The 26363-nt window shown below is 52.8% G+C and carries 22 protein-coding genes; 12 read left to right on the forward strand and 10 right to left on the reverse strand.

Going from position 1 to position 26363, the window contains the following annotated elements:
* Positions 1 to 98 precede the first annotated feature (98 nt).
* The gene (aspA, locus tag BBW69_RS00290; protein ID WP_188210043.1) at positions 99 to 1496 is read left to right on the forward strand and encodes an aspartate ammonia-lyase; all 1398 of its coding nucleotides are present in this window, start codon (positions 99 to 101) and stop codon (positions 1494 to 1496) included.
* A gap of 73 nt (positions 1497 to 1569) precedes the next feature.
* Here the strand turns inward: aspA and BBW69_RS00295 are convergent, their stop codons facing one another.
* From BBW69_RS00295 to ybaK, 3 genes are read right to left on the reverse strand one after another with little or no spacing between them, the layout of a single operon-like run.
* Complete coding sequence (locus BBW69_RS00295; RefSeq protein ID WP_188210044.1) at positions 1570 to 2445, reverse strand: DMT family transporter; 876 nt, start codon at positions 2443 to 2445, stop codon at positions 1570 to 1572.
* A 1-nt stretch (position 2446) separates the two neighbouring features.
* A complete protein-coding gene (locus BBW69_RS00300) occupies positions 2447 to 3145 on the reverse strand; it encodes a DnaJ domain-containing protein (protein WP_188210045.1) in 699 nt (232 codons plus the stop codon).
* A 22-nt stretch (positions 3146 to 3167) separates the two neighbouring features.
* Positions 3168 to 3647: a Cys-tRNA(Pro) deacylase gene (gene ybaK, locus BBW69_RS00305; protein WP_188210046.1), complete on the reverse strand. Its 480-nt coding sequence runs from the start codon at positions 3645 to 3647 to the stop codon at positions 3168 to 3170.
* Between the two features lie 74 nt (positions 3648 to 3721).
* On the opposite strand from ybaK, the gene BBW69_RS00310 reads away from it, so the two are divergent.
* From BBW69_RS00310 to ttcA, 3 genes are all read left to right on the forward strand, one after another.
* Positions 3722 to 4081: a RidA family protein gene (locus BBW69_RS00310; protein ID WP_188210047.1), complete on the forward strand. Its 360-nt coding sequence runs from the start codon at positions 3722 to 3724 to the stop codon at positions 4079 to 4081.
* 35 nt (positions 4082 to 4116) lie between these two features.
* Complete coding sequence (locus BBW69_RS00315) at positions 4117 to 4980, forward strand: folate-binding protein YgfZ (RefSeq protein ID WP_188210048.1); 864 nt, start codon at positions 4117 to 4119, stop codon at positions 4978 to 4980.
* Positions 4981 to 5077: 97 nt separating this feature from the next.
* On the forward strand, positions 5078 to 6037 hold the full coding sequence (gene ttcA / locus BBW69_RS00320; RefSeq protein ID WP_188210049.1) for a tRNA 2-thiocytidine(32) synthetase TtcA: 960 nt from the start codon (positions 5078 to 5080) through the stop codon (positions 6035 to 6037).
* Between the two features lie 133 nt (positions 6038 to 6170).
* On the opposite strand, the gene BBW69_RS00325 is transcribed toward ttcA, so the two are convergent.
* From BBW69_RS00325 to BBW69_RS00350, 6 genes are all read right to left on the reverse strand, one after another.
* Positions 6171 to 6725 (reverse strand): peptidylprolyl isomerase, encoded by a 555-nt coding sequence (locus BBW69_RS00325; RefSeq protein ID WP_188210050.1) that lies wholly within the window; start codon positions 6723 to 6725, stop codon positions 6171 to 6173.
* 64 nt (positions 6726 to 6789) lie between these two features.
* Positions 6790 to 7716 carry a GTP-binding protein gene (locus BBW69_RS00330; RefSeq protein WP_003678194.1) on the reverse strand — a complete coding sequence of 309 codons (927 nt, stop codon included), beginning with the start codon at positions 7714 to 7716 and terminating at the stop codon, positions 6790 to 6792.
* Complete coding sequence (locus tag BBW69_RS00335; RefSeq protein ID WP_107961207.1) at positions 7704 to 8180, reverse strand: Fur family transcriptional regulator; 477 nt, start codon at positions 8178 to 8180, stop codon at positions 7704 to 7706. Before BBW69_RS00335 ends, BBW69_RS00330 begins: the two co-directional genes overlap by 13 nt.
* A 64-nt stretch (positions 8181 to 8244) precedes the next feature.
* Entirely contained in the window at positions 8245 to 8700 is a 456-nt protein-coding gene (locus tag BBW69_RS00340) for a low molecular weight protein-tyrosine-phosphatase (RefSeq protein ID WP_188210051.1), read from the reverse strand.
* Between the two features lie 66 nt (positions 8701 to 8766).
* Positions 8767 to 9870, reverse strand: coding sequence for a conjugal transfer protein (locus BBW69_RS00345; RefSeq protein WP_188210052.1), 1104 nt, complete (start codon positions 9868 to 9870; stop codon positions 8767 to 8769).
* A gap of 107 nt (positions 9871 to 9977) precedes the next feature.
* A complete protein-coding gene (locus tag BBW69_RS00350; protein ID WP_370628288.1) occupies positions 9978 to 11516 on the reverse strand; it encodes a methyltransferase regulatory domain-containing protein in 1539 nt (512 codons plus the stop codon).
* A 302-nt stretch (positions 11517 to 11818) separates the two neighbouring features.
* Here BBW69_RS00350 and BBW69_RS00355 point away from each other — a divergent pair, with 302 nt between their 5' ends.
* Positions 11819 to 17029, forward strand: a complete 5211-nt coding sequence (locus BBW69_RS00355; protein ID WP_188210054.1) for a RecQ family ATP-dependent DNA helicase — start codon at positions 11819 to 11821, stop codon at positions 17027 to 17029.
* Between the two features lie 91 nt (positions 17030 to 17120).
* On the opposite strand, the gene BBW69_RS00360 is transcribed toward BBW69_RS00355, so the two are convergent.
* A complete protein-coding gene (locus BBW69_RS00360) occupies positions 17121 to 17333 on the reverse strand; it encodes a heavy-metal-associated domain-containing protein (protein ID WP_002232550.1) in 213 nt (70 codons plus the stop codon).
* 147 nt (positions 17334 to 17480) lie between these two features.
* On the opposite strand from BBW69_RS00360, the gene BBW69_RS00365 reads away from it, so the two are divergent.
* From BBW69_RS00365 to BBW69_RS00395, 7 genes are all read left to right on the forward strand, one after another.
* On the forward strand, positions 17481 to 18638 hold the full coding sequence (locus BBW69_RS00365; RefSeq protein WP_188210055.1) for a sugar transporter: 1158 nt from the start codon (positions 17481 to 17483) through the stop codon (positions 18636 to 18638).
* A 125-nt stretch (positions 18639 to 18763) separates the two neighbouring features.
* Entirely contained in the window at positions 18764 to 20200 is a 1437-nt protein-coding gene (locus BBW69_RS00370; protein WP_188210056.1) for an MBOAT family protein, read from the forward strand.
* Between the two features lie 11 nt (positions 20201 to 20211).
* Entirely contained in the window at positions 20212 to 21183 is a 972-nt protein-coding gene (patB, locus tag BBW69_RS00375; RefSeq protein WP_188210057.1) for a peptidoglycan O-acetyltransferase PatB, read from the forward strand.
* The gene (locus tag BBW69_RS00380) at positions 21180 to 22373 is read left to right on the forward strand and encodes an SGNH/GDSL hydrolase family protein (protein WP_188210058.1); all 1194 of its coding nucleotides are present in this window, start codon (positions 21180 to 21182) and stop codon (positions 22371 to 22373) included. Before patB ends, BBW69_RS00380 begins: the two co-directional genes overlap by 4 nt.
* A gap of 105 nt (positions 22374 to 22478) precedes the next feature.
* Positions 22479 to 23531, forward strand: a complete 1053-nt coding sequence (locus BBW69_RS00385) for a microcin C ABC transporter permease YejB (protein WP_188210061.1) — start codon at positions 22479 to 22481, stop codon at positions 23529 to 23531.
* Positions 23532 to 23558: 27 nt separating this feature from the next.
* Positions 23559 to 24605 carry an ABC transporter permease gene (locus BBW69_RS00390; protein WP_188210059.1) on the forward strand — a complete coding sequence of 349 codons (1047 nt, stop codon included), beginning with the start codon at positions 23559 to 23561 and terminating at the stop codon, positions 24603 to 24605.
* Positions 24606 to 24712: 107 nt separating this feature from the next.
* Positions 24713 to 26260, forward strand: a complete 1548-nt coding sequence (locus BBW69_RS00395) for a fatty acid--CoA ligase (RefSeq protein WP_188210060.1) — start codon at positions 24713 to 24715, stop codon at positions 26258 to 26260.
* Positions 26261 to 26363: the final 103 nt, after the last annotated feature.

A 26363-nucleotide genomic window follows, 5' to 3' on the forward strand; every position in this document is an offset into this window, starting at 1 on the left:
ACAATTTCATTCGAGTGGTATAGTGTTCGACTTCATGCATTATCTTTCCGATACCGCATTTTTTAAATATCAATTATCCGACTTACAAAGGTAAAAATATGACTGTCCGTACCGAACACGATTTATTGGGCGATCGTGAGATTCCCGCCGAAGTATATTGGGGCATCCACACCCTGCGCGCCATTGAAAACTTTAAAATTTCCACACAAAAAATTTCCGACGTACCGCAATTTGTCCGCAGCATGGTGATGGTGAAAAAAGCGACCGCGCAGGCAAACGGTGAATTGGGTGCCATCAAGCCGGAAATCGCGGCCGCCATTGAAAAAGCCTGCGACGAAGTGTTGCTCAAAGGCCGCTGTCTCGACCAATTCCCGTCCGACGTTTATCAGGGCGGCGCCGGCACTTCGGTCAACATGAATACCAACGAAGTCATTGCCAACCTCGCATTGGAAGTCTTGGGATACGAAAAAGGCCGCTACGACATCATCAATCCGATGGACCATGTCAACGCCAGCCAATCCACCAACGACGCCTACCCTACCGGCTTCCGCCTTGCCGTGTATTACAGCATCGGCGAATTACTCGACAAACTGGCCGTCCTGAAAAACGCCTTTGCCGCCAAAGCCGAAGAGTTTAAAGACGTTTTGAAAATGGGCCGCACCCAGCTTCAAGATGCCGTGCCGATGACGGCCGGTCAAGAATTCCAATCTTTCCAAGTGTTGTTGGAAGAGGAAATCCTCAACCTCGACCGCACCCGCCAACTGCTTTTGGAAGTCAATTTGGGCGCAACCGCCATCGGTACCGGCGTAAACACCCCCAAAGGCTATGCGGAACTGGTCGTCGGCAAACTCTCCGAAGTCAGCGGTTTGGAATGCAAACTGACTGAAAACCTGATCGAAGCGACCTCCGACTGCGGCGCATATGTGATGGTACACGGCGCATTGAAACGCACGGCCGTCAAACTGTCCAAAATCTGCAACGACTTGCGCCTGCTCTCTTCCGGCCCGCGCGCCGGTTTGAAAGAAATCAACCTGCCCGAATTGCAGGCCGGTTCTTCCATCATGCCTGCCAAAGTCAATCCCGTGATTCCCGAAGTCGTCAACCAAGTCTGCTTCAAAGTCATCGGCAACGACACCACCATCACTTTTGCAGCCGAAGCAGGTCAGTTGCAGCTGAACGTTATGGAGCCGGTCATCGCCCAATGTATGTTTGAAACCATTTCCCTCTTGGGCAATGCCGCAGTCAACCTGTCCGACAAATGCGTCAAAGGCATTACGGTCAACCGCGAAATCTGCGAACGTTACGTTTTCAACTCCATCGGTTTAGTCACTTATCTGAATCCGTACATCGGCCACCACAACGGCGACTTGGTCGGCAAAATCTGCGCCCAGACCGGCAAAGGCGTGCGCGAAGTCGTACTGGAGCGCGGCCTGTTGAGCGAAGAAGAAATCAACCGCATCCTCTCCCCCGAGAACCTGATGAATCCTCATCTGTAAACATTACGGACAAATGCCGTCTGAAGCAGCATTTCCTGTTTCAGACGGCATTTTGTTATATCAATCAGCCAGATTATATGCCGAACAATGTCTTAACTTCTGTCCAATAGAACAGGCAGGCAATGGAGCATAATGACAGTACAATGCCTGCCGTATTGACAGCATTAATTTTTTCTTTAAAAAACAATGATCCTGAAAGCGTACCCAAAACAATCACACCAATATTCATACCGGCAAAAACCAAGGTCGGATTGTCTTTCATGATTTGGTGGGCAGTGATATAAGTTACGATATTCATGAAGTTCAAACCGCCCAATAGTGCGCCGCCGACCACACTCTCAATGCGCCATTTGACTGATTTGGACAATAGGTAGGCAAATATCAAAATACCGGACAAAGCAAATGCAATCAGAAGGTTGCCTGAAAATGCCGTTCCGCTTTTGGCAAGCTGCTTAAACAAGATATCGATAGTGCCGTACCCTGCCCATACGCCCAGCAGCAATACCACCTGCCGCCATGCGCTTCCGGATGTTTTACCGCCTTCGTGCTTCCATAACAGGCAGAACAGTGCGGCAAATGCGAGGCACAGTCCGATTAGTCTGCCTTCGCTGAGTTTTTCACCAAACAGGGTCAGTGCCGCAACAATCGGCAAAAACAGCGACAGGCGCTGTGCCGCGTCGGATTTGACAATGCCTGCGGCTTCTACGGATTTACCCATGACAACGAATACAGACGGCAGCAACACACCCAATGCGGCAAATAGCCACCATGTCGGCAAAAATGCGCCGATATTGCCGACATCCGGCTTCAATACCAGCAGGGTCAGTATTACTGCAACCACATAATTGACGGCGACCGCCTGCGCAATCTCAATTTTTTTCTTCCTTGCCATTTTCAGTAATATGGAAACAGAAACACTGAAAATGATACTGACTAAAAGGTAGGCCATGTTATATCCATTTTTCAGGAACAACCATCCTGCGGTCGTTGAAACGGACAAACCCGACGATGACACGGTAAAAATACCAAACGGTTGCCGCAATGATAATCAACACGCCGATACCGAAAGCCCTGGTCAGCGCGCCCAAAATATAAAGCCATAACGTCCGCCAAAAGGTTTTAATCAGATATTCGGCATGTACGACATAAACGATATCCTCAAAATCCTTACGCTTCACATAGGCAAGAATGACACCGATAAGGGGCATGACTTGCACCATTACACCCAATCCGAAAAGGATGTAGGCAGCGAGGACATAGTTCTGGCCGCCGGCCTTACCTGATGACCTGGAAGCATTGTATCCGTCGGATGAGCGCCATTCAAACTCCTGCCCGTATGCCTGGCCGCGGCCGGACTGCTGACGATAAAAACGCTCCCTCCTCGCCCGCTCCCTGCGGAAAACCTGCTCTTCCCATTCTTCATATTGACTGAAAGATTGCCTGAAGGCAGCGTTATATTGCGCCCGTTTTCCCTCATCCGAAAGAATTTCATAGGCATATTGTATTTCTTTGAATTTCTCTTCCGCCAGAGGATTGCCGGGATTGCGGTCGGGATGATACTTCATCGCCAGTTTGCGGTAGGCAAGCTTGATTTCGTCCGCACCCGCCTGCTCCGACACGCCTAATACAGCATATAAATCCTTATCCATATTGCTCCTTTATACTTCCCTGTTAAACCGCTGCCTGTATTGTTTTCGGGTTCAAAATATTTAAATCATCGGGGCGGATACCGATAATGAACCCGCGTTTTCCACCGTTGATATAGATGGTTTCCAAATCCATCACCGACTGTTCGACGTAAATATCCAACTTTGTCCTGATACCGAACGGCGTTGTCCCCCCGACCAGATAGCCGGTCCACTTATTCGCCTGCGCGGGCGTGGCGGGTTCGATATGTTTCACGCCCAAATGCCTCGCCAGATTACGGGTCGAAATCTGCTTGTCGCCGTGCATCAAAACAATCAGCCCCTGCCTGTTTTCATCCTGTAAAACAATGGTTTTGACGACCAGATGTTCGTCTTTTCCAAACAGGCGCGCAAATTGGGCCGTACCGCCGTGTTCCTCGTAGGGATAGATGAAAGGTTCGAATTTGATGCCGTTTTCACGCAAAACGCGTACTGCCGGTGTTACCGGATAGGTCTGTTTACTCATTTTTCGTTACGCAAAACATGGAAATCACCCAAATGCAATGTTACCATATATCCCCTTTATTGAAGGAAACCAATATGGATATCCGGTATTTCGGCACAACCCCCCGTTACTCGGAAGCAGTTTGCACCGGCGATTTGATTTTCCTCTCCGGCATGGTTCCCGAAAACGGGCAGACAGCGGCGGAACAGACTGCCGACGTGCTGTCCCAAATCGACCGCTGGCTTGAAGAATGCGGTTCGGACAGGGCACACATCATAGAGGCAGCCGTCTATCTGCGCGACATGGGCGATTATGGCGCGATGAATGAAATTTGGGACGGCTGGGTCGTTTCAGGCAGAACGCCTGCACGTATCTGTGTGGAAGCACGTCTTGCCCGTCCGGAATGGCGCGTCGAAATCAAAGTAACGGCAGCCCGAAAAACAACGGCTGCATAAGCACGCCGAACCTTCCGATTTGGAGTACACACATCATGAAAACATTATTGCCCTCTTTCGGCGTAGTCCGCGTCAGCGGCGAAGACCGCCAAAGCTTCCTGCACGGCCAGCTTTCCAACGACATCAACCATCTTCAGTCCGGACAAGCGTGTTATGCGACTTACAATACGCCGAAAGGCCGTGTGATTGCCAATATGCTCGTCATCAATCGGGGAGACGACCTGCTGCTCGCCATGTCCGAAGACTTGACCGAGTCAACCGTCAAACGCCTTCGCATGTTCGTCCTTCGCGCCAAAGTCGTTTTCGAAATACCGGACAACTACGGTGTCGGCGCAGAGTTGGCAGAATCTGCCGAACCGCTTGCCGCACAAGAACCCAACCTTGCCTTTGCCGCACAACAAGATTCAGACGGCATCTGCTCTATCGCTCTGCCTCATGGCGGCATCCTTCGCATCGCACCCGAAACCGCCCTGCCCCCTTATGATGCCGCTGCCGAAAGCGCATGGAAGCTTCATGAAATCCGCAGCGGTTATCCGTGGATATGCGTGGCTACCAAAGAAACTGCCGTTGCCCAAATGCTCAACCAGCACATCATCGGCGGCGTACACTTCAAAAAAGGCTGCTATCCGGGACAGGAAATCATTGCGCGTGCCCAGTATCGGGGGCAGGTCAAACGCGGCTTGGCGGTATTGTCGGGAAATTCGGCCGTCGAAGCAGGAACCATATTGGCAACAGACGGCGAAGAGGCCGGCATCGTGCTCGACAGCGTTAAAGATTCGGAAAACTTTACCGCCCTTGCCGTGATTAAATTCTCCGCCGCACAAAAAGAACTCACCGTCCCAAACGGCGGTATCTTCAAAGCGGTTCATCTCTTCTTTAAAACCGAAAATGCAGAATAAGCCCTCTGATGCCGTCTGAACCTTTTTCAGACGGCATTTTAAAACCGCCCCTGTTTTCGGTTACAATGCCGCATCCCTAATTTTTCAAACCACCGCCATGTCCAAAAAAACCAAACAAGAACTGGAAAACAACAAACTCAGCAAACGCCTGCGCCACGCCGTCGGCGATGCCATTAACGATTTCAACATGATCGAGCCGGGCGACAAAATTATGGTCTGCCTCTCCGGCGGCAAAGACAGCTACGCCCTATTAGACATCCTGCGCCAGCTCCAAGCCAGCGCGCCGATTGATTTCGAACTGGTTGCCGTCAATCTCGACCAAAAGCAGCCGGGCTTCCCCGAAGAAGTATTGCCGACCTATCTCGAAAGCATAGGCGTGCCGTACAAAATCGTCGAAGAAGACACCTACTCCACCGTTAAACGCGTATTGGACGAAGGCAAAACGACTTGTTCGCTGTGCAGCCGCCTGCGCCGCGGCATCCTCTACCGCACCGCAAAAGAATTAGGCTGCACCAAAATCGCCTTGGGACACCACCGCGACGACATCCTCGCTACCATGTTTTTAAATATGTTCTACGGCGGCAAACTCAAAGCCATGCCGCCCAAGCTGGTGAGCGATAACGGCGAACACATCGTCATCCGTCCTCTGGCGTATGTTAAAGAGAAGGACTTGATCAAATACGCCGAATTGAAACAGTTCCCGATTATCCCGTGCAACCTCTGCGGCTCGCAGCCCAACCTGCAACGCCAAGTCATCGGCGATATGCTGCACGATTGGGACAAACGCTTCCCCGGCCGTATCGAATCGATGTTCTCCGCCCTGCAAAACGTCGTCCCTTCCCACCTTGCCGATACCGAACTCTTTGACTTTGTCGGATTGGAACGCGGTCAAAGCCTGAAACACGGCGGCGATTTGGCGTTTGACAGCGAAAAAATGCCCGAACGCTTTTCAGACGGCAGCGAAGAAGATGAGAGCGAAATCAAAATCGAGCCGCAAAAAGCCGAACGCAAAGTCATCAACATTCTGGCGAACAAGCCGAAAACCTGCGGCGCATAAACCACCGCCGTCAAAAATGCCGTCTGAAGCCCGTTTGGCGTTTCAGACGGCATTTTAAAATCCCGAAGCAGACGCTTTTCAACCCCAAACGCCTGCTTTTTCCGTTTCGGCTTTCTGAAGATTTCCCGTTATATTACTCGACAACAACGCGGCGAATTTTGACGGGCTGTACGGGTACGTTTTGATAAAAGCCGTGCGTGGCGGTTTTGACGCGGGCGATTTTGGAAACGGTGTTCATGCCGCTTTCGACCCTGCCGAAAACGGTATAGCCGTATTGTCCGTTTTTGTAGTTGAGTGAATCATTGTCCGCCAGATTGATAAAGAATTGGCTGGTGGCGGAATCCGGATCGGCCGTCCGCGCCATGGCGATGGTACCGGCGGTGTTTTTCAAGCCGTTGCCGGATTCGTTGGCAACGGCCTTATCGGTTGCCTTTTGTACCAAGTCCTCGGTAAATCCGCCGCCCTGGATAACGAAACCGTCGATAACGCGGTGAAAAACGGTGTCGTCGTAAAAGCCTTTTCGGGCATAGCGCACGAAATTGGCAACGGTTTTGGGGGCTTTGGACTCGTCCAAAACCAAACGGATATTGCCCATATCGGTTTCCATCAAAACATGGGTTGCCGCCATAGACGGCAGGGAAACCGCCAAAAACAGCGCGGTTAAAACGGTTTTAAATTTGGGTTTCATCCCATCCTCCTCAGACCTTCAGACGGCATTTTCATTTCATATGCCGTCTGAAAGCGCGTGAACACTATTCCAATGCGTCTTTAAGTTTTTGTTCGATTAAATCCGCATCAAACGATTTGGCAATCAGCTCGAAGCGCGAGTCGCGCCGCCATGAGACTTGGTTGGCGCCCCATTGCCCGTCCACCCAGTTGAGCCATACCCATGTGCCGAGCACTTGGAACACGCCTTTGGCGCGGACGAGGCCGTCTGTGAATTTGGGCAGGTCGTTGAAGAAGTTGGTCAATTTTTCACCGTCGAAATCGCGTCCGGCGGGGAAAGTGAAACCTTGCGACTGGAAGCCCATGGTGTTGTCCGGCAGGGCTTTGAGGCGGTAGCGTGATTTTTCGATGACGGGAATATCGAGCCATTGGATATCGAGTTGTGCGTTTTGGACTTCGACCACTTTGGCTTTGGGCGGGAACAGTTTTGCCGCTTTGTCGTGAAATTCGGCAAGCTGTTCGGGGGTGCATAAATCGGTTTTGCTGGCGACCAATACGTCGCAGATGCCGATTTGGTCTTTATACAACGCCTGTTGCGCGTAATCAGGGTTGATGAACTGGCGCGGATCGACGACGGTAAAGACTGCGCCGATTTCCAAAAGGCTGTCCAGCGGTTTGGCTTTCAATTCGTCGATGACGCTGGCGGCGTGCGCCAGTCCGCTTGCTTCAATCATCAGGCGGTCGGGCTTGGCATCGCGCAGCATTTTCTGCACGGTTACGCCCATTTGCGGGCCGGCGGTGCAACACAAACAGCCGCCGGCGATTTCTGCCACAGGGATGCCGTTGTCGCTCAATACCGCGCCGTCAATACCGATTTCGCCAAACTCGTTGACGATGATGACCCATTTTTCGTTCGGGTCTTTCTGCTCCATCAGGCTTTTGAGCGCAGTGGTTTTGCCTGTTCCCAGAAAACCTGAAATCAGGTGGACTTTGGTTTTTTTCACTTCTGACATTTTTTACAAATTCCAGTTAAAACAACGTGTTCCTCTTTCAGCGCAAAGCCGCTTTCGGCAACGCCTGCGCGCAGTGCCGCCCATTCGTGGCTCAGGGTTTGCTCGTCCGCCGTGCCGCATTCGGTGCAGACCAAAATAAACGCGCTGTGGTGCGCTTCGGCTTCTTCGTGGTCGTGGCAATGGTCGTTACACTCGTGCTGCGCGTGGCTGCACAAAATATAGCCGTTGACCGCCGCCACTTTGTGCAAAACGCCCTGCTCCGCCCAAAAATCAAGGGCGCGGTAGGCCGTCGGCGGCGCAACCACGCCCTCGCTTTGCTGCTGCATCTGCGACAAAACATTGTAGGCTTTAATCACGCCGCTTTGCTGCAAAACGATATCGAGCACTTGCTCGCGCAAAGCGGTTACCTGCAAACCCTCTCTGCGTGTCTGTTCGATAATTTTCTGTTTGAAATTTGTTTTCATAAATTCCCTGTTTATGCCGTCTTAACACCGGGCGCGGAATGTTTCGTATTGATATCCTGATATGTTATCGGGAAATTTTTTCTAAAAACGCCCTGCAGCCTGCATCTACAAGCCTGTATGTTTCTTCAAAATCACCCGTGTACCAAGGGTCGGGTACATGGTCGTAACCGCTTTCGGGTATCAGGTCGGTCAGCTTGAATATTTTTTCCGGCTGCCTGCCGAAAGTTTTTTCCAATTCGGACAAATTATTGCTGTCCATGGCGATGATGTAGTCAAACGCTGACGCATCGCTTTGCCGTATTTTGCGGCTGGCAAATCCTGAAGCGTCAATGCCGTATTTTTTCAATATCTCCGCCGTACCTCGGTGCATATCCTCACCGTCGTGCCAGCCGGATGTTCCGGCACTGTCGGTCTCAACCGTTATACCTGCCTCGGCCGCACGTCGGCGTAAGACATATTCCGCCATCGGAGAACGGCAGATGTTGCCCAAACAGACAAAAAGAACTTTCGGTTTACCCATATTTCCTTTTCTCGATACGTACCCATGCCGTCTGAAACCGAATCTTTTTCAGACGGCATGTGGCCGTCAATCGTATTGACCGCTGAAAAACGGGTTGTGTCCTTCCCGTTTCAATGCTTCCGCATAGCTTGGAATGTCCTCGTACTCATTCAATGCATCATGCAGCAGGTAAACATGTTCCACGCGGCACTCCGCCATCAGGTCGAGGAAATTCTGCTGGATGACGGCAATGTTATCGGTAAAGGAAAGCTGCCATGAGAATACCTGTGGTACGACTTCGAACGCGCTGTCGGTCGCATTAAATCCGAATAGAATCTGTCCGCCCGCCTTTGCCGCAGCGACCACGCCGACCCGCGGGCTCTGCATACGGATGGCCCGTATCGCGTTTGCAGCAAAAACATCCATCGCCATGCGCTGGCGTGTATGGCTGCCATCGGAAAGCGCGCGTACCGGAGAATCCGGGGAAAGCGGATTGACAAACAGCGTAACACCTTCCGATGCGAGCTTTTCCTGCCATACCTGCATCAGGGGCAAGCCTGCCTGAAGAAGGTTCTGACCCAATGCCGTCTGAACCTTGCCGCTGCCGAAACCCAGTGCATAGACCACATGGACAGATTGTCCTTCAGGCATGACGAGCGGACGTTCCTCAAAACTGCGCAAATGTCCGGCAGCCGCCTCTTCGTTCTGTTTTGCGCGCCACCATATATCGGGGGTAACGGCACTCAAATCGGAGGAATGTACAAGGTAAGGCAGCCATTGCGTATCCTGGGTCAACGCACGCAGGTGCGGATAGTTTTGCAGACAGGCAAACAATTCTGCTGTCGGCACCTTCATATCGATCGTACGCTCTTTCTTGCAGCCGGACACCAGCACGAGCGGCAGGGCAAACCACTGCACTTCCCCGTCTTTTTCGCAATCGAGTACCGAATTCACGCTGGAAAGCAGCGCGGTATAAGTTCCGGCATCGGGAGTCATGGTCAGCGCAAGAGAAAGGTTGATATAGTGGTTTTGCTGAAGCATTCCCCTTATTTCGGTTTGAAGCTGCTCGGATGAAAGCTTGCGCGAAGCCTGGGAAGAATTATGCGCCAGCTGGTAGGCATTGAGCAGCAGGTGGTTTTTAATCGGATTTTGGGGATACGGCCTGGTATCAGCTAGGGTAAATGTATTCATATGTGTCTGTGTGGTAGTTGTTTGAACGGCATAGCCTTGCAAATTCCGCCCTGACGCAAGAAATGCGTAACGGGCAGTTTGTCATGACAGCCGACGGTTTCGGATAATCAGTCTGTCTGAGCAAAAAAATGCCTTTCCGCCAACTCTGACAGAATTTGTTCTACATAAAATCTTGCAGGCGGATTGAATTTCAAACCGTCGGACGTAGTGGTAACGATGTTTAAGTTTTCGGCAACCGCATCTATCAGCGCCTGTTTGGTCGTAGGCTGCGACAATTGCCGCATAATGTACAAATGCCCGTATCCGAATGAGGGCGTACCTTCGTTGTAACGGTTGGCTGGTTTGACAAACTGCTCCGCACCATGTTCCACAAAGGCGGCAACATAGTCTGTGAAGCGTGCCGGTACGTAGGTTTTATGGTCTTCGAAGGTAAGTTTTTCCCCTTTGTCTGACGAAACGGCAAAATGTCCGGTAATCGTCTGCAACAGAAGTTGGGAATTAATCTGCACCCGGTCAAATGCCAAACCCGGAAAACGCCTGTTCAGATTCGCCACAACATCTTCGGTTCTGAACGGCTCGCCGCCGCTCATAACCTCGCGGATGCCGGAAAACATGGTATTGCTTTCATCCAGGTCGATACCCGTACCCTGTACAAGCCGGAAATACAGATTTTCTATAATTTCAATAGGAACCGTCTCGTCTCGGGTGATATTGTGTTCCTCTTCATGACGGCATAAAAGCGAACGTCGGAACTCACTATCGAAAAGGATGTCGATATAAAGTTCTTTGGCAATATAATCCCCGTTTGCCAATGCTTTTATCCTCTCCCTGGTGTGCTCCGCCATCCATGAAATAAAAGACATCGACAGCCTGGTATCGCCGATATATGCGAGCCGGTGGCGGTTGGCCCATTCGATGAAGCCGTTGACATAAATCGGATCGTTGAATGCTTCCATATACTCATGGGCGACATAATAACCGTTCTTACCCAACACATTACGCATGGACTGAAGTTTTTCGTTATTTCTGATGCCCTTGTCGCTTTCCAGGATTTCAGCCAGTGCGTTGACCGTATCCAAACCTTTCCGCGTCCTTAATGCCAAGGATTCACCCTGCATACCGCTGCTTGAAAACAGCATGATTTCGCGTATCTGTTCCGAACGCTTCCATCCCGGGTAGACGTTGTACGAAATATAGGCAATGCCGTGTTCGGTCAGGTTGTTCCGGCAAATCGAAAAGATTTTGTCTTTAACCGTATCGGGAACCCACGACCAAATGCCGTGGACGATGATATAGTCGAACTTCCCGAATGATTCATCGATGGTCAAAATATCTTTTTCTTCCAGGCGCACATTTTTCAAGCCCATTTTTTCAATGATGGCGTTGCCCTGCGCAACCTGCCTGCCGGACAAGTCGATACCGATAAATTCCGCATCCGGGTAATAAAGTGCCTGCGTGATAATATTGCCGCCCATCGAACAGCCCAGCTCCAAGACCTTGGCATTTACCGCTGCGGCAGGCTTCAGGCCCATCATGCGGGCGCGTGCCTCCAAGGCGTTGATGGCGGTTTGGGAAAATGCTTTGGATTCATACATCAAATCATCATATGAATTTTTGATCTCCGATATTTCCGAAGGTTCCGCCATATAGGAGGCAGGACTGCCGACAACCGCCTGCCGCGCTTTCTTCACAATGACGGGGCGAGCGGAAGCGGCTTTTTTCTTCTTGCTCGACATATTCTGTTCACTCTAAAGATAATATGCCTGCAAGTTTAACCAATTCGCCTGCCTACTTCAACCGCACGAAAATTATCGGGCTTCCGAACAAGTATGCCGTCTGAAGGTATGCGCATACGTCCGGACGCACCCCTCCGCCATCTTACCGAAATCAGGGATAAAGGCTCAACACTATGGTATATTGACCGTTTTATGCCAACATCCCGACCGCCATGGATTTTGCCGTACCTGCCGTTTTAATCATCGACTTGGAAATTAACCCCAAAACCGATACCGTCTTCAAAATCGGTGCATACCGGCCCGACCTTGACCTCGGGTTTGAGCGAAGCTTCCGCCATGAAGAAGGATTCAGGAAGGCATTGGCGGAAATGCTACCCCTTGCGAAAGGTGCGGAATGGCTGATGGGGCACAACTTCCTCGAACACGACCTGCCATATTTGAAAAAAGCCGCGCCCGACCAGGCATGGCTTTCATTGCCCGTTATCGATACGCTGAAGTTGTCGCCGCTCGCCTTTCCGCAAAACCCGTACCACCGCCTGATTAAAAACTACAAAATCATCTCTTCCGAACTCAACTCCCCGTTGGCAGACTGCCGCGCCTGTTGGCAGCTTTTTCAAGACCAGTGTACCGCATTCGGCAAAATCAAAACCGAAAGACCCGATGAATTTACCCTATGGGCGGCATTGTCCGATATGCATCTGCCGTATCGTTTTTCAGACGGCATCTCCCTCACCGAACGTACCGAACACCCGGATACCAACCGATTGATACGCATTATTTGGATGATGATGCAGGACAACGAAGGAAAAGGGCGTTTGAAAGTCTGCCGCACACGTTTTCTGGAGTTGATGAAAACCGACATCCACAATCGCGACATCTATCCTTCACTTGCCTATGCCCTGTCATGGCTGAACGTCTCCGGCGGCAACTCTGTGCTTGCCCCGTGGGTGCGGAGCCATTTTCCAGAAACGGCTCGGCTGATTGCCGAACTGCGCGATCACGACTGCGGCGACAGCAACTGCAACTACTGCGCTGACATGCTCAATCCCGAAGCCCAGTTGCAGCGTTATTTCAAACTGTCCGAATTCCGCCATTTCAAAGGTTTCGAAGGCGGTCAGCGCGCCATTGTGCAGTCGGGAATGAAAGGTCTGCACACGCTGGCAGTCCTGCCCACGGGCGGCGGAAAATCCCTGTGTTATCAAGTTCCCGCACTCAACCGCTATTACCGTAACGGCGGGCTGACCGTCGTCATTTCGCCCCTGCAGTCGCTAATGAAAGACCAGCTGGACGGAATGCTCAGAAAAAACATTACCTGCGCCGCCATGCTCAACGGCCTGATCGAAGTGGTCGAACGTGCCGAAATATTGGACAAAACCGCATTAGGCGACATCGGCATCCTGCTGGTTGCCCCCGAACAGTTCCGCAACGACAGTTTCATTTCCGCCATTTCCCAACGTCAAATCAACGGCTGGGTATTCGATGAGGCGCACTGCCTGTCCAAATGGGGGCACGATTTCCGACCCGATTACCTGTATGCAGTCAAATTCATCGCCGAACACGGCAGGAAAAACGGCGGCACCGCACCGGTAAGCTGCTTTACCGCCACCGCCAAACCCGACGTACTTGCCGACATTACCGATAATTTCCGTGAGCAGGCCGGCATAGAATTCAGGCAATTTATCGGCGACAACGCGCGCGACAACCTGTCTTACGAAGTTTTCGAAGCTTCAGACGGCATCAAAAAACAAAAAATCGACGAACTGCTCCACCGAGAACTCGACCATCAAAGGGGCGGCGCAGTCATTTTCGTCGGCAGGCGCAAAAGTGCAGAAGGCTATAACGAATACCTCCAAAAACAAGGCTGGGCGTGCGAATACTTCCACGCAGGCCTGGAAACCAATGCCAAAGCAGACATACAGAACCGCTTTATCGAGGGCGGGTTGCGCGTCATCGTCGCCACCAACGCCTTCGGCATGGGCGTGGACAAACCTGATGTACGACTGGTCGTTCATGCCGAAATTACCGGTTCGCTGGAAAACTACCTTCAAGAAGCCGGGCGCGCCGGACGGGACCGAGAAGAGGCAAAATGCATCCTGCTTTATGAAAAAAACGATGTAGATACCCAATTCGGCATCAGCAAAATGTCGCAAATAGAATTGCGCGACCTCAAAACGGTATGGCGCAAAATCGGCATGCTCAACGCGGCGGCACACGGCAAGGACGGTTGCGGCGAAGTCGTCGCCACCGGCGGCGAGATTCTGAAAGACAGCGAAGAATATATGAGCTTCGACAGGGACGACCGCCAGTCGGACACCAAAATCAAAACCGCCATTTCCTGGCTGGAACGTGCCGAACTGCTCGACCGCAAAGAAAACCGCACCAGAATCTTCCCCTCACGCTCGGGCAAACTGACTCTGGAACAGGCTTCGGAACTGATTCAAAAAGGTCGGTTCGCCCGACGGCTCAAAGAAATCTACCTGACCATTGCCGAAATCGTATTCAACGCACCGGATGACAAGCCGCTCAGTACCGACGACCTGATACAGGCGACCGCATGCAGCTTGGAAGAATTACGCGGACACCTGCACAGCCTCGAAGAAATGGGCATATTGACCAACGATACGCGCATGACCGTCATCCTGCGTACCGACAACATCAAACCGTCGTCTGGGCTTTTGGAAAAAATAACCCGATGGGAAGAAAAACTCTGGCAGATATTGAAAACGGAAATTCCCGATGCCGACCAAGGAATATGGCAAAATCTCGCCGTCAATGCCGTCTGCTATGAAATGCACGATTCGGGACTGGAAAGCACGCCCGCCGAAATCAAGCAGCTCATCCTGTCCTTTGCAGACGACAAATCCGCACTCGAATCCAATAAAAACGGCAGCTTTGAAATCCGCGACTTCGGCAACGGCTGCCTGAAAGTCCGTTTCAAAAACAATGACAGCTGGGAAAATATTCAGGAAACCGCCCTTTTGCGCCGCAACATCTGCGCCCGCATCCTGTCCTTCCTCATCGGCAAGACAGAGGGTGTCCGGCGGAAAGATGTCGTCGTGGAAACCGGAATCGGCGAAATGGTGCAGCAGCTTGCCGACGATATGCAATTGTCGGTACAGATTCCGGCAAACCGCCGCGAAACCCTGCTCAAGCAGGCGCTGCTGTTCATGCACAAACTAGGCATCATCAAACTGAACCACGGCATTACCATCCTGCGCCACGCGATGACCATCGTCCCCAACCGGAACGCGCTGGAATCCAAACGGCAATACCTCAAATCGGACTACCGCCCCTTGGAAACGTTTTACGGGGAAAAACGTTTCCAAATCCACGTCATGCGCGAATATGCGGAACGCGCGCTCAAAAACATTACCGAAGCCTTAAACCTAGTCGCCGACTATTTTAAAACGGATGAAAAATCATTTAAGGATAAATGGTTTTCAGGAAGGCTGAAAGAATTGGAAGAACCCGTCTCCCCGGATACCCTCCATACCGTCACGGACGGTCTGAACAGCGTGCAAAAAGCCGTCGTTACCGATCAGAGTGGCAGGAACCGCCTGGTACTTGCCGGCCCCGGTTCCGGCAAAACGCGCATCATCGTCCACCGTATCGCCTATCTTCTGCGCGTCCAGCATGTTCCGGCATCCTCCATCATCGTCCTGACCTTTACCCGACTTGCAGCGCTGGAAGTCAAACGCCGCCTGCACGGACTGGTCGGCAACCTTGCCCGGGCCGTTACCGTCCTGACTTACGACGGCATGGCAATGCGGCTTTTAGGCGTACGTTTCGACAGCAAAGGTAGGGAACAAAACGAACGTGAAATCAGCAGGCAGTATGAAAAATGGTGCGAAGAAGCCGCCGCCATGCTTTCAGACGGCATAAGCGGCAGCGACGGGGACGAAGCGCGCGAACGCATCATGTCGGGATTCCGCTATATCCTCGTAGACGAGTACCAAGATATCAGCGAACGGCATTACAGGCTGGTTTCCGCACTGGCAGGCAGGAAACGCGATGATGAAGACAAGCTGACCATTCTTGCAGTCGGCGACGACGACCAAAATATCTTTGCCTACAACGGCAGCAGCAACGACTACATCCTCCGTTTTCAAGAGGAATACGGCGTGGATTCGCCCGATTTCCTGACTTTCAACTACCGCAGCACGCAAAACATTATCACCGCCGCCAACCGCGTGATAAGCGGAATGCCCGACCGCCTGAAAACCCGGCACCCTATCGCCGTCAACCCCGAAAGGCGGCAAGACCCCAACGGCGGCATTTGGACGCAAACCGACCCCGAACGCCAAGGCCGCGTCCGCGTCATACGCCTCCCCGTAGAATGGAATCCGACCGTGCGCCGGAATATCCAGGCACAGGCAGTCATTGAAGAAATCCTGCGTTTGAAAGGCTTGTCGGATACCGGCTGGGAAAGTTTCGCCGTCCTCGCCCACAACAACGGCACGCTCAACCCCGTACAGGCATGGTGCGAACAAAACGGCATTCCCTATTTCCTGAAAAACGAACAAAACCTGCCTTTACGCAAAACACGCGAATTTGCCCGGCTGGTGCACGGCACTGAAACAGCAAAGGACGGCAAGCTTTCTTCGGCGGATTTCAATCAGCTGATAGAGAAGGAAATCGGGCGCAGCGGCAAGAAATGGGCAAACTGGTTCGCACAGCTTAAAACCGACTTCCTCAACGAATTCCCCATTGCCCGGTCGTCTGAAAACACTGCCGCACCGCAACATCCTGCAGCATTTCTGAAAAACTGGCTGTACGAATATGTCGGCGATGAAAAAATCAGCCGTTCAGACGGCATATTTTTGGGAACGGCGCATTCATCCAAAGGTTTGGAATTCGACCACGTCTTTGTCCTGGACGACGGCTGGAGTGACGGCAGCGACGAAAACCGCCGCCTCTACTATGTCGCCATGACCCGTGCCGGACAGACGCTGACGCTGCTCTGCCACTCACCCCGCCATCCCTGGATAAACGCGTTGCCCGACGGCGTGGAATATATCGACCGCACCTATGCCGAACAACCGGGGTTGAATACGGAATACAAGGTACTTTCCAACTACGGCGGAGAGTTGGATATCGGCTTCATCGCCCGAAAAAACGAAAATCCTCCATACGGGGAAATCGACGAACGCATCAGGGCTGCCAAAACGTTGAAAACCGGCGACAGCCTGGACATCATCGAAGACGGCGGCGGCAATTACCTTTTCTGCGCCAACGATATACCGGTTGCCAAAACCGCTAAGAATTTTAAAGAAAAAATCCCCAAACATGCCCGTGCTGCCGTTGCCGCTGTCGGCGTCCTCTACCGGGAAGATATCGGTGAAGCGTATATCGAACAATATCGGGAAAACATTCCGGCATGGGCGGTCGTCATCCCCGTACTGATGATTCCTCAGAAACCGTAAACCTTACATAAAAAATGCCACCTGAAGGCACGAAGCGTGCTTCAGACGGCATCGGGGAAGCGTAAAGGCTTCAGACGGCATTCCCGCCGCTTTATTTCAACGCGGCATCATAGCCACCGTCTTCTACGGCTTCAATCAACGCCCCCGCATCGGTTTGCGCGGGGTCATAGCCGACGGTCGCACTTTTGTTTTCAAGGCTGACTTCGACACTTGCCACGCCTTTTACACTTTCCAGTATCCGGGTAACGCTTTTAACGCAGCCGCCGCAGCTCATGCCGCCGATGTCGAGGATAAGGGTTTCCATGATTTTCCTTTCGTTGGAACTGCAATCTGAGAAACGTTATTGTAGGACGGTTCGCAGACTCGGGCAAACGCTGAAACCGCACGGCAGGTTTGGAAAAAGACGGCCGCTTGCGCCATAATGACAACACTGCCCATCAGGACGACAACAATGAACGCTTCACACAAACCCTGGTTGAGCGTCGTTGCCTTGGCAATCGGCGCGTTCATCTTCAACACGACGGAATTTATCCCCATCGCACTTTTGAGCGACATCGGACAAAGCTTCGGCATGGCGGCGACCGAAACAGGCATAATGATTACGGTTTACGCATGGATTGTCGCGCTGACTTCGCTGCCGCTCATGCTGCTGACGCGCCATATGGAAAGGCGCGGCCTGCTGCTGGTACTGTTTGCGCTGTTTACCGTCAGCCACATCCTGTCGTTTGCCTCGTGGCGGTTTGAAATCCTGCTTGCCAGCCGCGTGGGGATTGCGCTGACCCATGCGGTATTCTGGTCCATTACGGCTTCGCTGGCAGTACGCATCGCCCCCTCCGGAAAAGGAAATCAGGCTTTAGGTCTGCTCAGTACGGGAACGGTGATGGCGATGGTGGCGGGGATTCCGCTCGGACGCATGGTCGGACAATATTTGGGCTGGCAGGCCAGTTTCCTGCTGATCGGCCTGTGTTCGGCGGCGGTTATGGCGGTCCTTGCCAAAAGCCTGCCTCCCCTGCCGAGTGTGAATACAGGTTCTTTAAGCAGCCTGCCCCTGCTTTTGAAACGGAAAAAACTGATGTTGCTGTATGCGATGACGGTACTGGTCATCACGGCGCACTTTACCGCATACAGCTACATCGAGCCGTTCGTCATCCAAATCGGCGGTTTCTCCGCCCGGCAGGTTACCATGGTTCTGGGTCTGTACGGCCTGGCGGGCTTTGCCGCGTCTTACCTGTTCGGCAAATGGTTTGCCAAACATCCGCGCGCATTTTTGGCGGGTGCGGTATCAGTCATCGCTTTGTCCTCAGGGCTCTTGCTGCCTTTGGTGCATTTGCCTGCCGCTATTTATGCGCTGGTGTTCGTATGGGGGACGGCGATTGTGGTCGTCAGTCTGGGGATGGTTTCCAAAGTTTTGGATTTCGCCTCCGATGCCGCAGACCTTGCCAACTCGATTTATTCGGGACTTTACAACGTCGGTATCGGCGGCGGCGCACTGTTGGGACATTGGGTAACGCAATATGCCGGCATTTCCCGTATCGGCATCGCCGGTATGTTTGCGGCGGCGGCCGGGCTGTGGCTGTGCCTGAACTTGAACCGCCATATCCGAACCTGACCCGCTATGCCGTCTGAAATATTTCTGCCTTTCAGACGGCATTCCGATTGAAGAAATATCTACCCCTGATAAAATAATCAATTTTGCCGCGTCTTAACGCATGCTTTCCGCCCCAAGGATGGTTTATGCCCCTGCTGTCTATCGAATTTGCACTGTTCTTTATCGCTTTCCTGCCACTTTACTGGTGTATGGCGAAATACCCGTCCGTCCAAAACCTGCTGCTTCTGGCTGCCGGTATGGGCTGGCTCTACCATATCAGCCCCGTATTTGCGGCAATCGTCGTCCTCTATTCCTCATGCGTGTACCTTTTGGGCGAACTGCTCCGCTCCACTCGCGAGGGTACGCGCCGTTTCTGGCTGGGGTTCGGCATTGCCGTCTCGCTGACCGTCTTGGGCTTTTTCAAATATTTCGACTTTTTCCGTCCGCTGATTGCACAATATGCGGGTAAGGGCGGCGCAATCGACATCCTGATGCCGCTGGGGCTTTCCTATTACACCTTCCAGTCGCTCGCCTATCTGATTTACTGCTTCCGCTCCCCTCACGCCGCGCGTTTCGAGTGGCACGAGCTGCTGCTGCACCTGAGTTTTTTCCCCACCGTTACCTCCGGCCCGATTATCCGCGCCGCCGCATTCAAAAGTGCAGACGGCGAGCAGGCAGGCGCACTGGCGCAAATCCGTACCCGCCAACCGCGCTCACCCGTCCGCCCCGCACTCGCCGTTTCCCTGATTCTGCTGGGTATTGCCAAAAAATGGTGGCTGGCGGGGATGCTCGCAGAAAACTGGGTATCGCCCGTATTTGAAAATCCCGCCCAATTCGACGGCTGGGGCGTATTGGGCGGCGTGTACGGCTATACCTTCCAACTCTTCCTGGACTTTTCCGGGTATTCCGATTTGGTTATCGGCATGGCAATGCTGCTGGGCTTCCGACTGCCCAAAAACTTCTCCGCACCGCTTCGTGCCGCGAATATCCGTGCATTTTGGGACAAATGGCACATCAGCCTTTCCACCTGGATACGCGACTACATCTACATCCCGTTGGGCGGCAGCAAAAAAGGCTTTTTACGGACACAGCTCAACCTGATGGCGGCAATGGTACTCTCAGGCATCTGGCACGGCTACGGCTGGAACTTCCTCATTTGGGGCGCGCTGCACGGCACGGCACTGGTGCTGCTCAACACGGGCGACCGGTATTTCGGACGCGACGCACTATGCCGTCTGAAATACCTCGCGCCGCTCTCGTGGCTCATCACCTTCCATTTTGTCTGCCTGACCTTCGTCGTCTTCAATACCGCAAATCCTGACGATGCAGGCGCAGTTTTCAGTGCCCTCTTTGCCAATGCCAACGGCTGGAATGCGCCGCAACAGGCAGACATGCTGCTGCTTGCCTCGTTTGCATCCGTCATGCTGCTCTACCCTTACCTGCAACGCGCTTTCGACGGTATAGTCGGAGGTTTGGAAAAAATCCCGATGTGGCTGTGGTTTATCCCCGTTTCCGCCGTCCTGCTGCTGATTATCGTATTGGCCCCCTCAGGGATTCCCGGCTTTATTTATGCCAATTTCTAAAAGGCGAAAACATGAAACACTTTCTTTCCCTTTTCACTTCCATATTGATGTCTGCCCTGATTGCCGCATGGTTCAGCCAAAATCCGATCAATGCCTACTGGCAGCAGACCTACCACCGCAACAGCCCGCTCGAACCGCTTGCCGCCTACGGATGGTGGCAAACCGGTGCAGCGTTGCAAGAAAATGCCTACGCTTTTTCAGACGGCATCAAAACATTCCTGTCCGGCGAAACGCCGACGACGGCTCAAGACGGCGGTTCGACAGATATGCCGCCTGAAACCGCCGCATCCGAAGCCCCCCCTCAAACCGGCGAAATCCAAGAATGGAAACAGAACACCGACACCGCCGCCGTCCGAACCGGGGACAAAGTCTTTTTCGCCGGCGATTCGCTGATGCAGGGTGTTGCACCCTTCGTGCAAAAAAGCCTGAAACAACAATACGGCATCGAATCCGTCAACCTCAGCAAACAAAGCACGGGGCTTTCCTATCCCAAATTCTTCGACTGGCCGAAAACGATTGAAGAAACCCTGCAAAAACATCCCGAAATCAGCGTATTGGCCGTATTCCTCGGCCCGAACGACCCGTGGGATTTCCCCGTAGGCAAGCAATACCTCAAATTCGCTTCCGATGAATGGGCGCAAGAATACCTGAAACGCGTCGACCGCATCCTTGAAGCCGCACACACGCACCACGTCCAAGTCGTCTGGCTCGGCATCCCCTATATGAAAAAAGCCAAGCTCGACGGGCAGATGCGCTACCTCGACAAACTGCTTTCGGAACACCTGGAAGGCAAAATCATCCTGATTCCCACCGCGCACACCTTGAGCGGCGGGGAAGACCGCTACACCGACTCCGTCAACGTCAACGGCAAATCCGTCCGCTACCGCAGTAAAGACGGCATACACTTTACCGCCGAAGGACAAAAACTGCTGGCGGAAAAAATAATGGAAAAACTCACTTTTACACCAAGCCAACAACCATGAACCTCAGACACTTCATCACATTTTCCGCCCTGTTCGCCGCAACCCAGGCAAACGCCCTACCCGTTGCCTCCGTCAGCCTCGACACCGTTACCGTTTCCCCGTCCGCGCCCTACACCGGCGAAGACGGCCTCTTGACCGATTACAGCAACGCTGCCGCCTCTCCTTGGATGAAAAAACTCCAATCCGTCGCACAAGGAGGCGGTGCAACCTTCCGCATCCTGCAAATCGGCGACTCGCATACCGCCGGCGACTTCTTTACCGACACCCTGCGCAAACGCCTGCAAAAAACATGGGGCGACGGCGGCATAGGCTGGGTTTACCCCGCCAACGTCAAAGGGCAGCGCATGGCGGCCGTCCGTTACAGCGGCAACTGGCAAAGCCTCACCAGCAGGAACAATACCGGAGACTTCCCGCTCGGCGGCATCCTTGCCCGGACGGGCGACAACGGCAGCATGACCCTGACCGCATCCGACGGCCAGACCGGCAAACAGCGCATTTCCCTGTTTGCCAAACCCCTGCTCGCCGAACAAACCCTGACCGTCAACGGCAACACCGTCTCCGCCAACGGCGGCGGCTGGCAGGTACTGGATACGGGCGCGGCACTCCCCCTGACCATACAAACCGAAATGCCGTGGGACATCGGATTTATCAATATCGAAAACCCCGCCGGCGGCATTACCATTTCCGCCATGGGCATCAACGGCGCACAATTGACCCATTGGTCGAAATGGCGTGCCGACCGTATGAACGACCTTGCCCAAACCGGTGCCGATCTAGTCATCCTTGCCTACGGTACCAACGAAGCCTTCGGCGACAACATCGACATTGCCGACACCGAACAGAAATGGCTGGATACCGTCCGCCAAATCCGCGACAGCCTGCCTGCCGCCGGTATCCTCATCATCGGCGCACCCGAATCCCTGAAAAACACGCTAGGCGTATGCGGCACACGCCCCGTCCGCCTGACCGAAGTCCAACAGATGCAGCGGCGCGTCGCACGGCAGGGACAAACCATGTTCTGGTCTTGGCAAAACGCCATGGGCGGCATATGCAGCATGAAAAACTGGCTCAACCACGGATGGGCCGCCAAAGACGGCGTACACTTTTCCGCCAAAGGCTACCAACGGTCGGCAGAAATGCTTGCCGACAACTTGGAAGAACTCGTCCGTTCCGCCACGATAAAGCAATAATCGAACAGGGGTCGGGCGGTATTTCCACAACAGGGAATGCCGTCTGAAACAGATACCTTCATATTGCTTCAGACGGCATATCCAAATTCCAATTGCGAGAATCCCATGTACCGCTACATCCTCCACCGCCTATTGCTCTTAATCCCCACGCTGTTGGGGATTTTGGCGATTACTTTTGCCGTAATCCAATTCGTTCCGGGCGGGCCGGTGGAGCAGATGGTGCAGCAGTTGACGCATGGTGCGATCAGTGGCGAGACGGCGAACGCGGCGGCAGGCAATATGATGAAAAACGGCAACCGCATCAGCCCGGAAGATTTGGCGGCGTTAAATGCGCTGTACGGTTTCGACAAGCCGCCGCTGACGCGGTTTGCTGATATGGTGTGGCGGTTTGCCCGTTTTGATTTGGGCGAGAGTTTTTTCCATCATGAAACCGTGTTCGAGCTGGTTAAACAGAAAATGCCGGTGTCGATGAGTTTGGGTTTGTGGACGTTTTTCCTGACTTATCTGATTTGTATCCCGTTGGGTATTGCCAAGGCGGTGCGCGACGGCAGCCGTTTTGATGCGGTAACGGGGATGGTGGTGCTGGTCGGTTATACCATACCGCCGTTTGTGTTGGGTTTGATGCTGCTGGTGTTGTTCGGCGGCGGCAGCTTTTTTGCGTGGTTTCCGCAGGGCGGTTTGGTCGGAGATGATTTCGACACGTTGTCGTGGGCGGGTAAAATCAAAGATTATCTGTGGCACATGGCGCTGCCGATTACGGCTTCCGTAGCAGGCAATCTGGCGGTGATGACCATCCTGACAAAAAACGTGTTTCTCGAAGAAATCCGCCGCCAATATGTCTATACCGCCCGCGCCAAAGGTTTGCCGGAAAAACAGATTTTGTGGAAACACGTTTTCCGTAACGCGATGATTCCGCTGATTACCGGCTTCCCCGCTGCCTTTATCGGCGCGTTTTTCACCGGCAGCCTGCTGATTGAAACCTTGTTCTCGCTCGACGGGCTGGGGCTGCTTTCCTACGAGGCGGTGATGAAGCGCGATTATCCGGTGGTGATGGGGACGCTATATGTGTTCACGCTGATGGGTTTGCTGGCGAAATTGGTGTCGGATATTTCTTATTCGTGGGTCGATCCGCGCATTCATTTCGGCGGACAGAAATAGGCCGTCTGAAAAATATGTTTCCGAATCATGACTGATAAACTTTTCCAAACCATGAAAACACACACCTCAAACCCCACTTGGCAGGCATTCAAGCAACACAAACGCGGCTGGTTCGCGTTGCGGGTTTTAGCCGTTTTGTTCGCCGTCGCGCTGCTTGCGCCTTTGTGGAGCAACGATAAGCCCTTGTGGATACATTATCAGGGCGAATATTATTTTCCGCTGGTAAACGAATACAACGAAACCGTGTTCGGCGGCGATTTTGATACGCCTGCGGACTATTTGGATCCGCTTATCCGCCGCAATATTACTTCAGACGGCAATTACGCCGTTTATCTGCCCAATCCCTACGATGCCGATACGCTCAATGATTTTGACACCCAACCCGATCCGGCAATGCCGTCTGAAAGGCACTTGCTCGGCACGGACGACCGAGGCCGCGATGTCTTGGCGCGTTTGATTTACGGATTCCGCGATTCCCTGCTGTTTGCCCTTGCATTGACCTTTGTAACGACCGTAATCGGCGTGATTACCGGTGCGGTTCAGGGTTATTTCGGCGGCAAGACCGACCTCTTGATGCAGCGTTTTATCGAAATCTGGGGCGGGATGCCGGAGCTTTATCTCTTGATTATCCTGTCTTCGTTTTTCAATCCCAGTCTGCTGATATTGCTGGTGTTGCTGTCGCTGTTCGGCTGGATGGGGCTGTCGGACTACGTCCGCGCCGAATTTTTGAAAAACCGGCAGGCGGATTACGTTTTGGCGGCGCGTTCGATGGGTGTGGGCAACCGCGCGATTATGTGGCGGCACATCCTACCCAACAGCCTCACGCCTGTATTGGCGTTCCTGCCTTTCCGCATCTCCGGCGCGGTGCTTGCGCTGACCAGCTTGGATTTCCTCGGTTTGGGCGTTCCCGCGTCGCAGGCAAGCTTGGGCGAACTTCTGTCTCAGGGCAAGGACAACTTAGACGCTTGGTGGATAGGCTTGTCTACTGTCGGCATGCTGACTATCATGCTGCTTTTGCTGGTAACGATAGGCGAAGGCTTGCGGCAGGCATTTGACGTGCGCGCAAGGGGATAGTATAAGCACGGAGCCTTTGCGGTCGTACATCAATGCGCGACCCGTACCTTCAGAAGTTTCAGACGACCTCTATAATATTTTACCCACTTCATTTTTAAAGAATTTCAATGAATCAAACAAACAACACCAACTTCTACGAAATGCTGACCGCTGCCTGCCGTAAAAACGGCAACGGCACGGCAGTGTTCAACGACAAAGAAAAAACCACCTACCGAGCGCTCAAGCAGGAAGTCGATGCCATAGCGGCATATCTGCAAAATATGGGAGTCAGATTCGGCGACAAAGTTGCTCTGGCGGTATCCAATTCGCCGGAATTTATCAGCGCCTATTTTGCCGTTTCCGCCATCGGCGCGGTTGCCGTACCGATGAATACGTTTTTGAAAAACAACGAATACGCGTATATTTTGAACGACTGCAAAGCGCAGTTTATGTTTGCATCGGCAGGTTTGCAGAAAGAATTGAAAGGGCTGAAAAAACAGACCCGCGTCGAGAAAATCATTTGGATAGGCGAGGCGAAAGCGGCGGACGAAGCCGATATGCGTTTTGAAGAAGCGCGCTGTTTTTCGGGTACACCCGATTTGAGCCGCCAGCCGAAAATCAATGATTTGGCGCATATTATTTACACTTCCGGCACGACAGGCCACCCCAAAGGCGCATTAATCAGCTATGACAACCTGTTTTCCAACCTTGAAGGCATCGAGCGCATCTTTAAGATTACCAAACGCGACCGCTTCGTTGTGTTCCTGCCGATGTTCCACAGCTTTACGCTGACGGCTATGGTGTTGCTGCCGATTTATATGGCGTGTTCGATTATTTTGGTGAAATCCGTTTTCCCGTTCTCCAACGTTTTGAAACAGGTTTTGCTCAAACGCGCGACCGTGTTTTTGGGTGTGCCCGCGATTTACACCGCCATGAGCAAAGCGAAAATCCCTTGGTATTTCAGATGGTTCAACCGCGTCCGTCTGTTTATCAGCGGTGGTGCGCCTTTGGCGGAACAAACCATCCTCGACTTTAAAGCGAAGTTCCCTCGTGCCAAACTTTTGGAAGGCTACGGCTTGAGCGAATGCTCGCCCGTCGTCGCCGTCAACACGCCCGAAAGGCAGAAAGCCCGCAGCGTCGGCATCGCCTTGCCCGGATTGGAAGTCAAAGCCGTCAACGAGGAATTGGTCGAAGTGCCGACGGGCGAAGTGGGCGAACTCATCGTCAAAGGCGGTTCGGTCATGCAGGGCTACCTGAATATGCGCGATGCCACGGACGAAGCCATCGTCAACGGCTGGCTGAAAACAGGCGATTTTGTCACGATAGACGAAGACGGCTTCATCTTTATCGTCGACCGCAAAAAAGACCTGATTATTTCCAAAGGGCAAAACGTTTATCCGCGCGAAATCGAAGAAGCGATTTACAAACTCGACGCCGTCGAAGCCACAGCCGTCATCGGCGTGAAAGACCAATATGCTGACGAAGAAATCATCGCCTTTATCCAGCTCAAAGAAGGGGCCGAACTGGATGAAGCCACCGTCCGCAACCATGTACGCGCACAATTGGCAAATTTCAAAGTTCCCAAACAGATTTACTTCAAAGACGAGCTGCCGCGTAACGCTACAGGCAAGGTTCTGAAACGGGTATTGAAAGAACAGTTCGAGCAAGGGAAATGAAAAATACCGCCTAAAGGCAAGGGGCATGCGGATACCGCTCCGTTTTTCATATCGGAGACAACATCTTACCTGCCCCTTATCCTGGCAAATACCGCTTCCATCA

The sequence above is a fragment of the Neisseria sp. RH3002v2f genome (genome assembly GCF_014596375.1).
Lineage (GTDB): Bacteria > Pseudomonadota > Gammaproteobacteria > Burkholderiales > Neisseriaceae > Neisseria > Neisseria cinerea.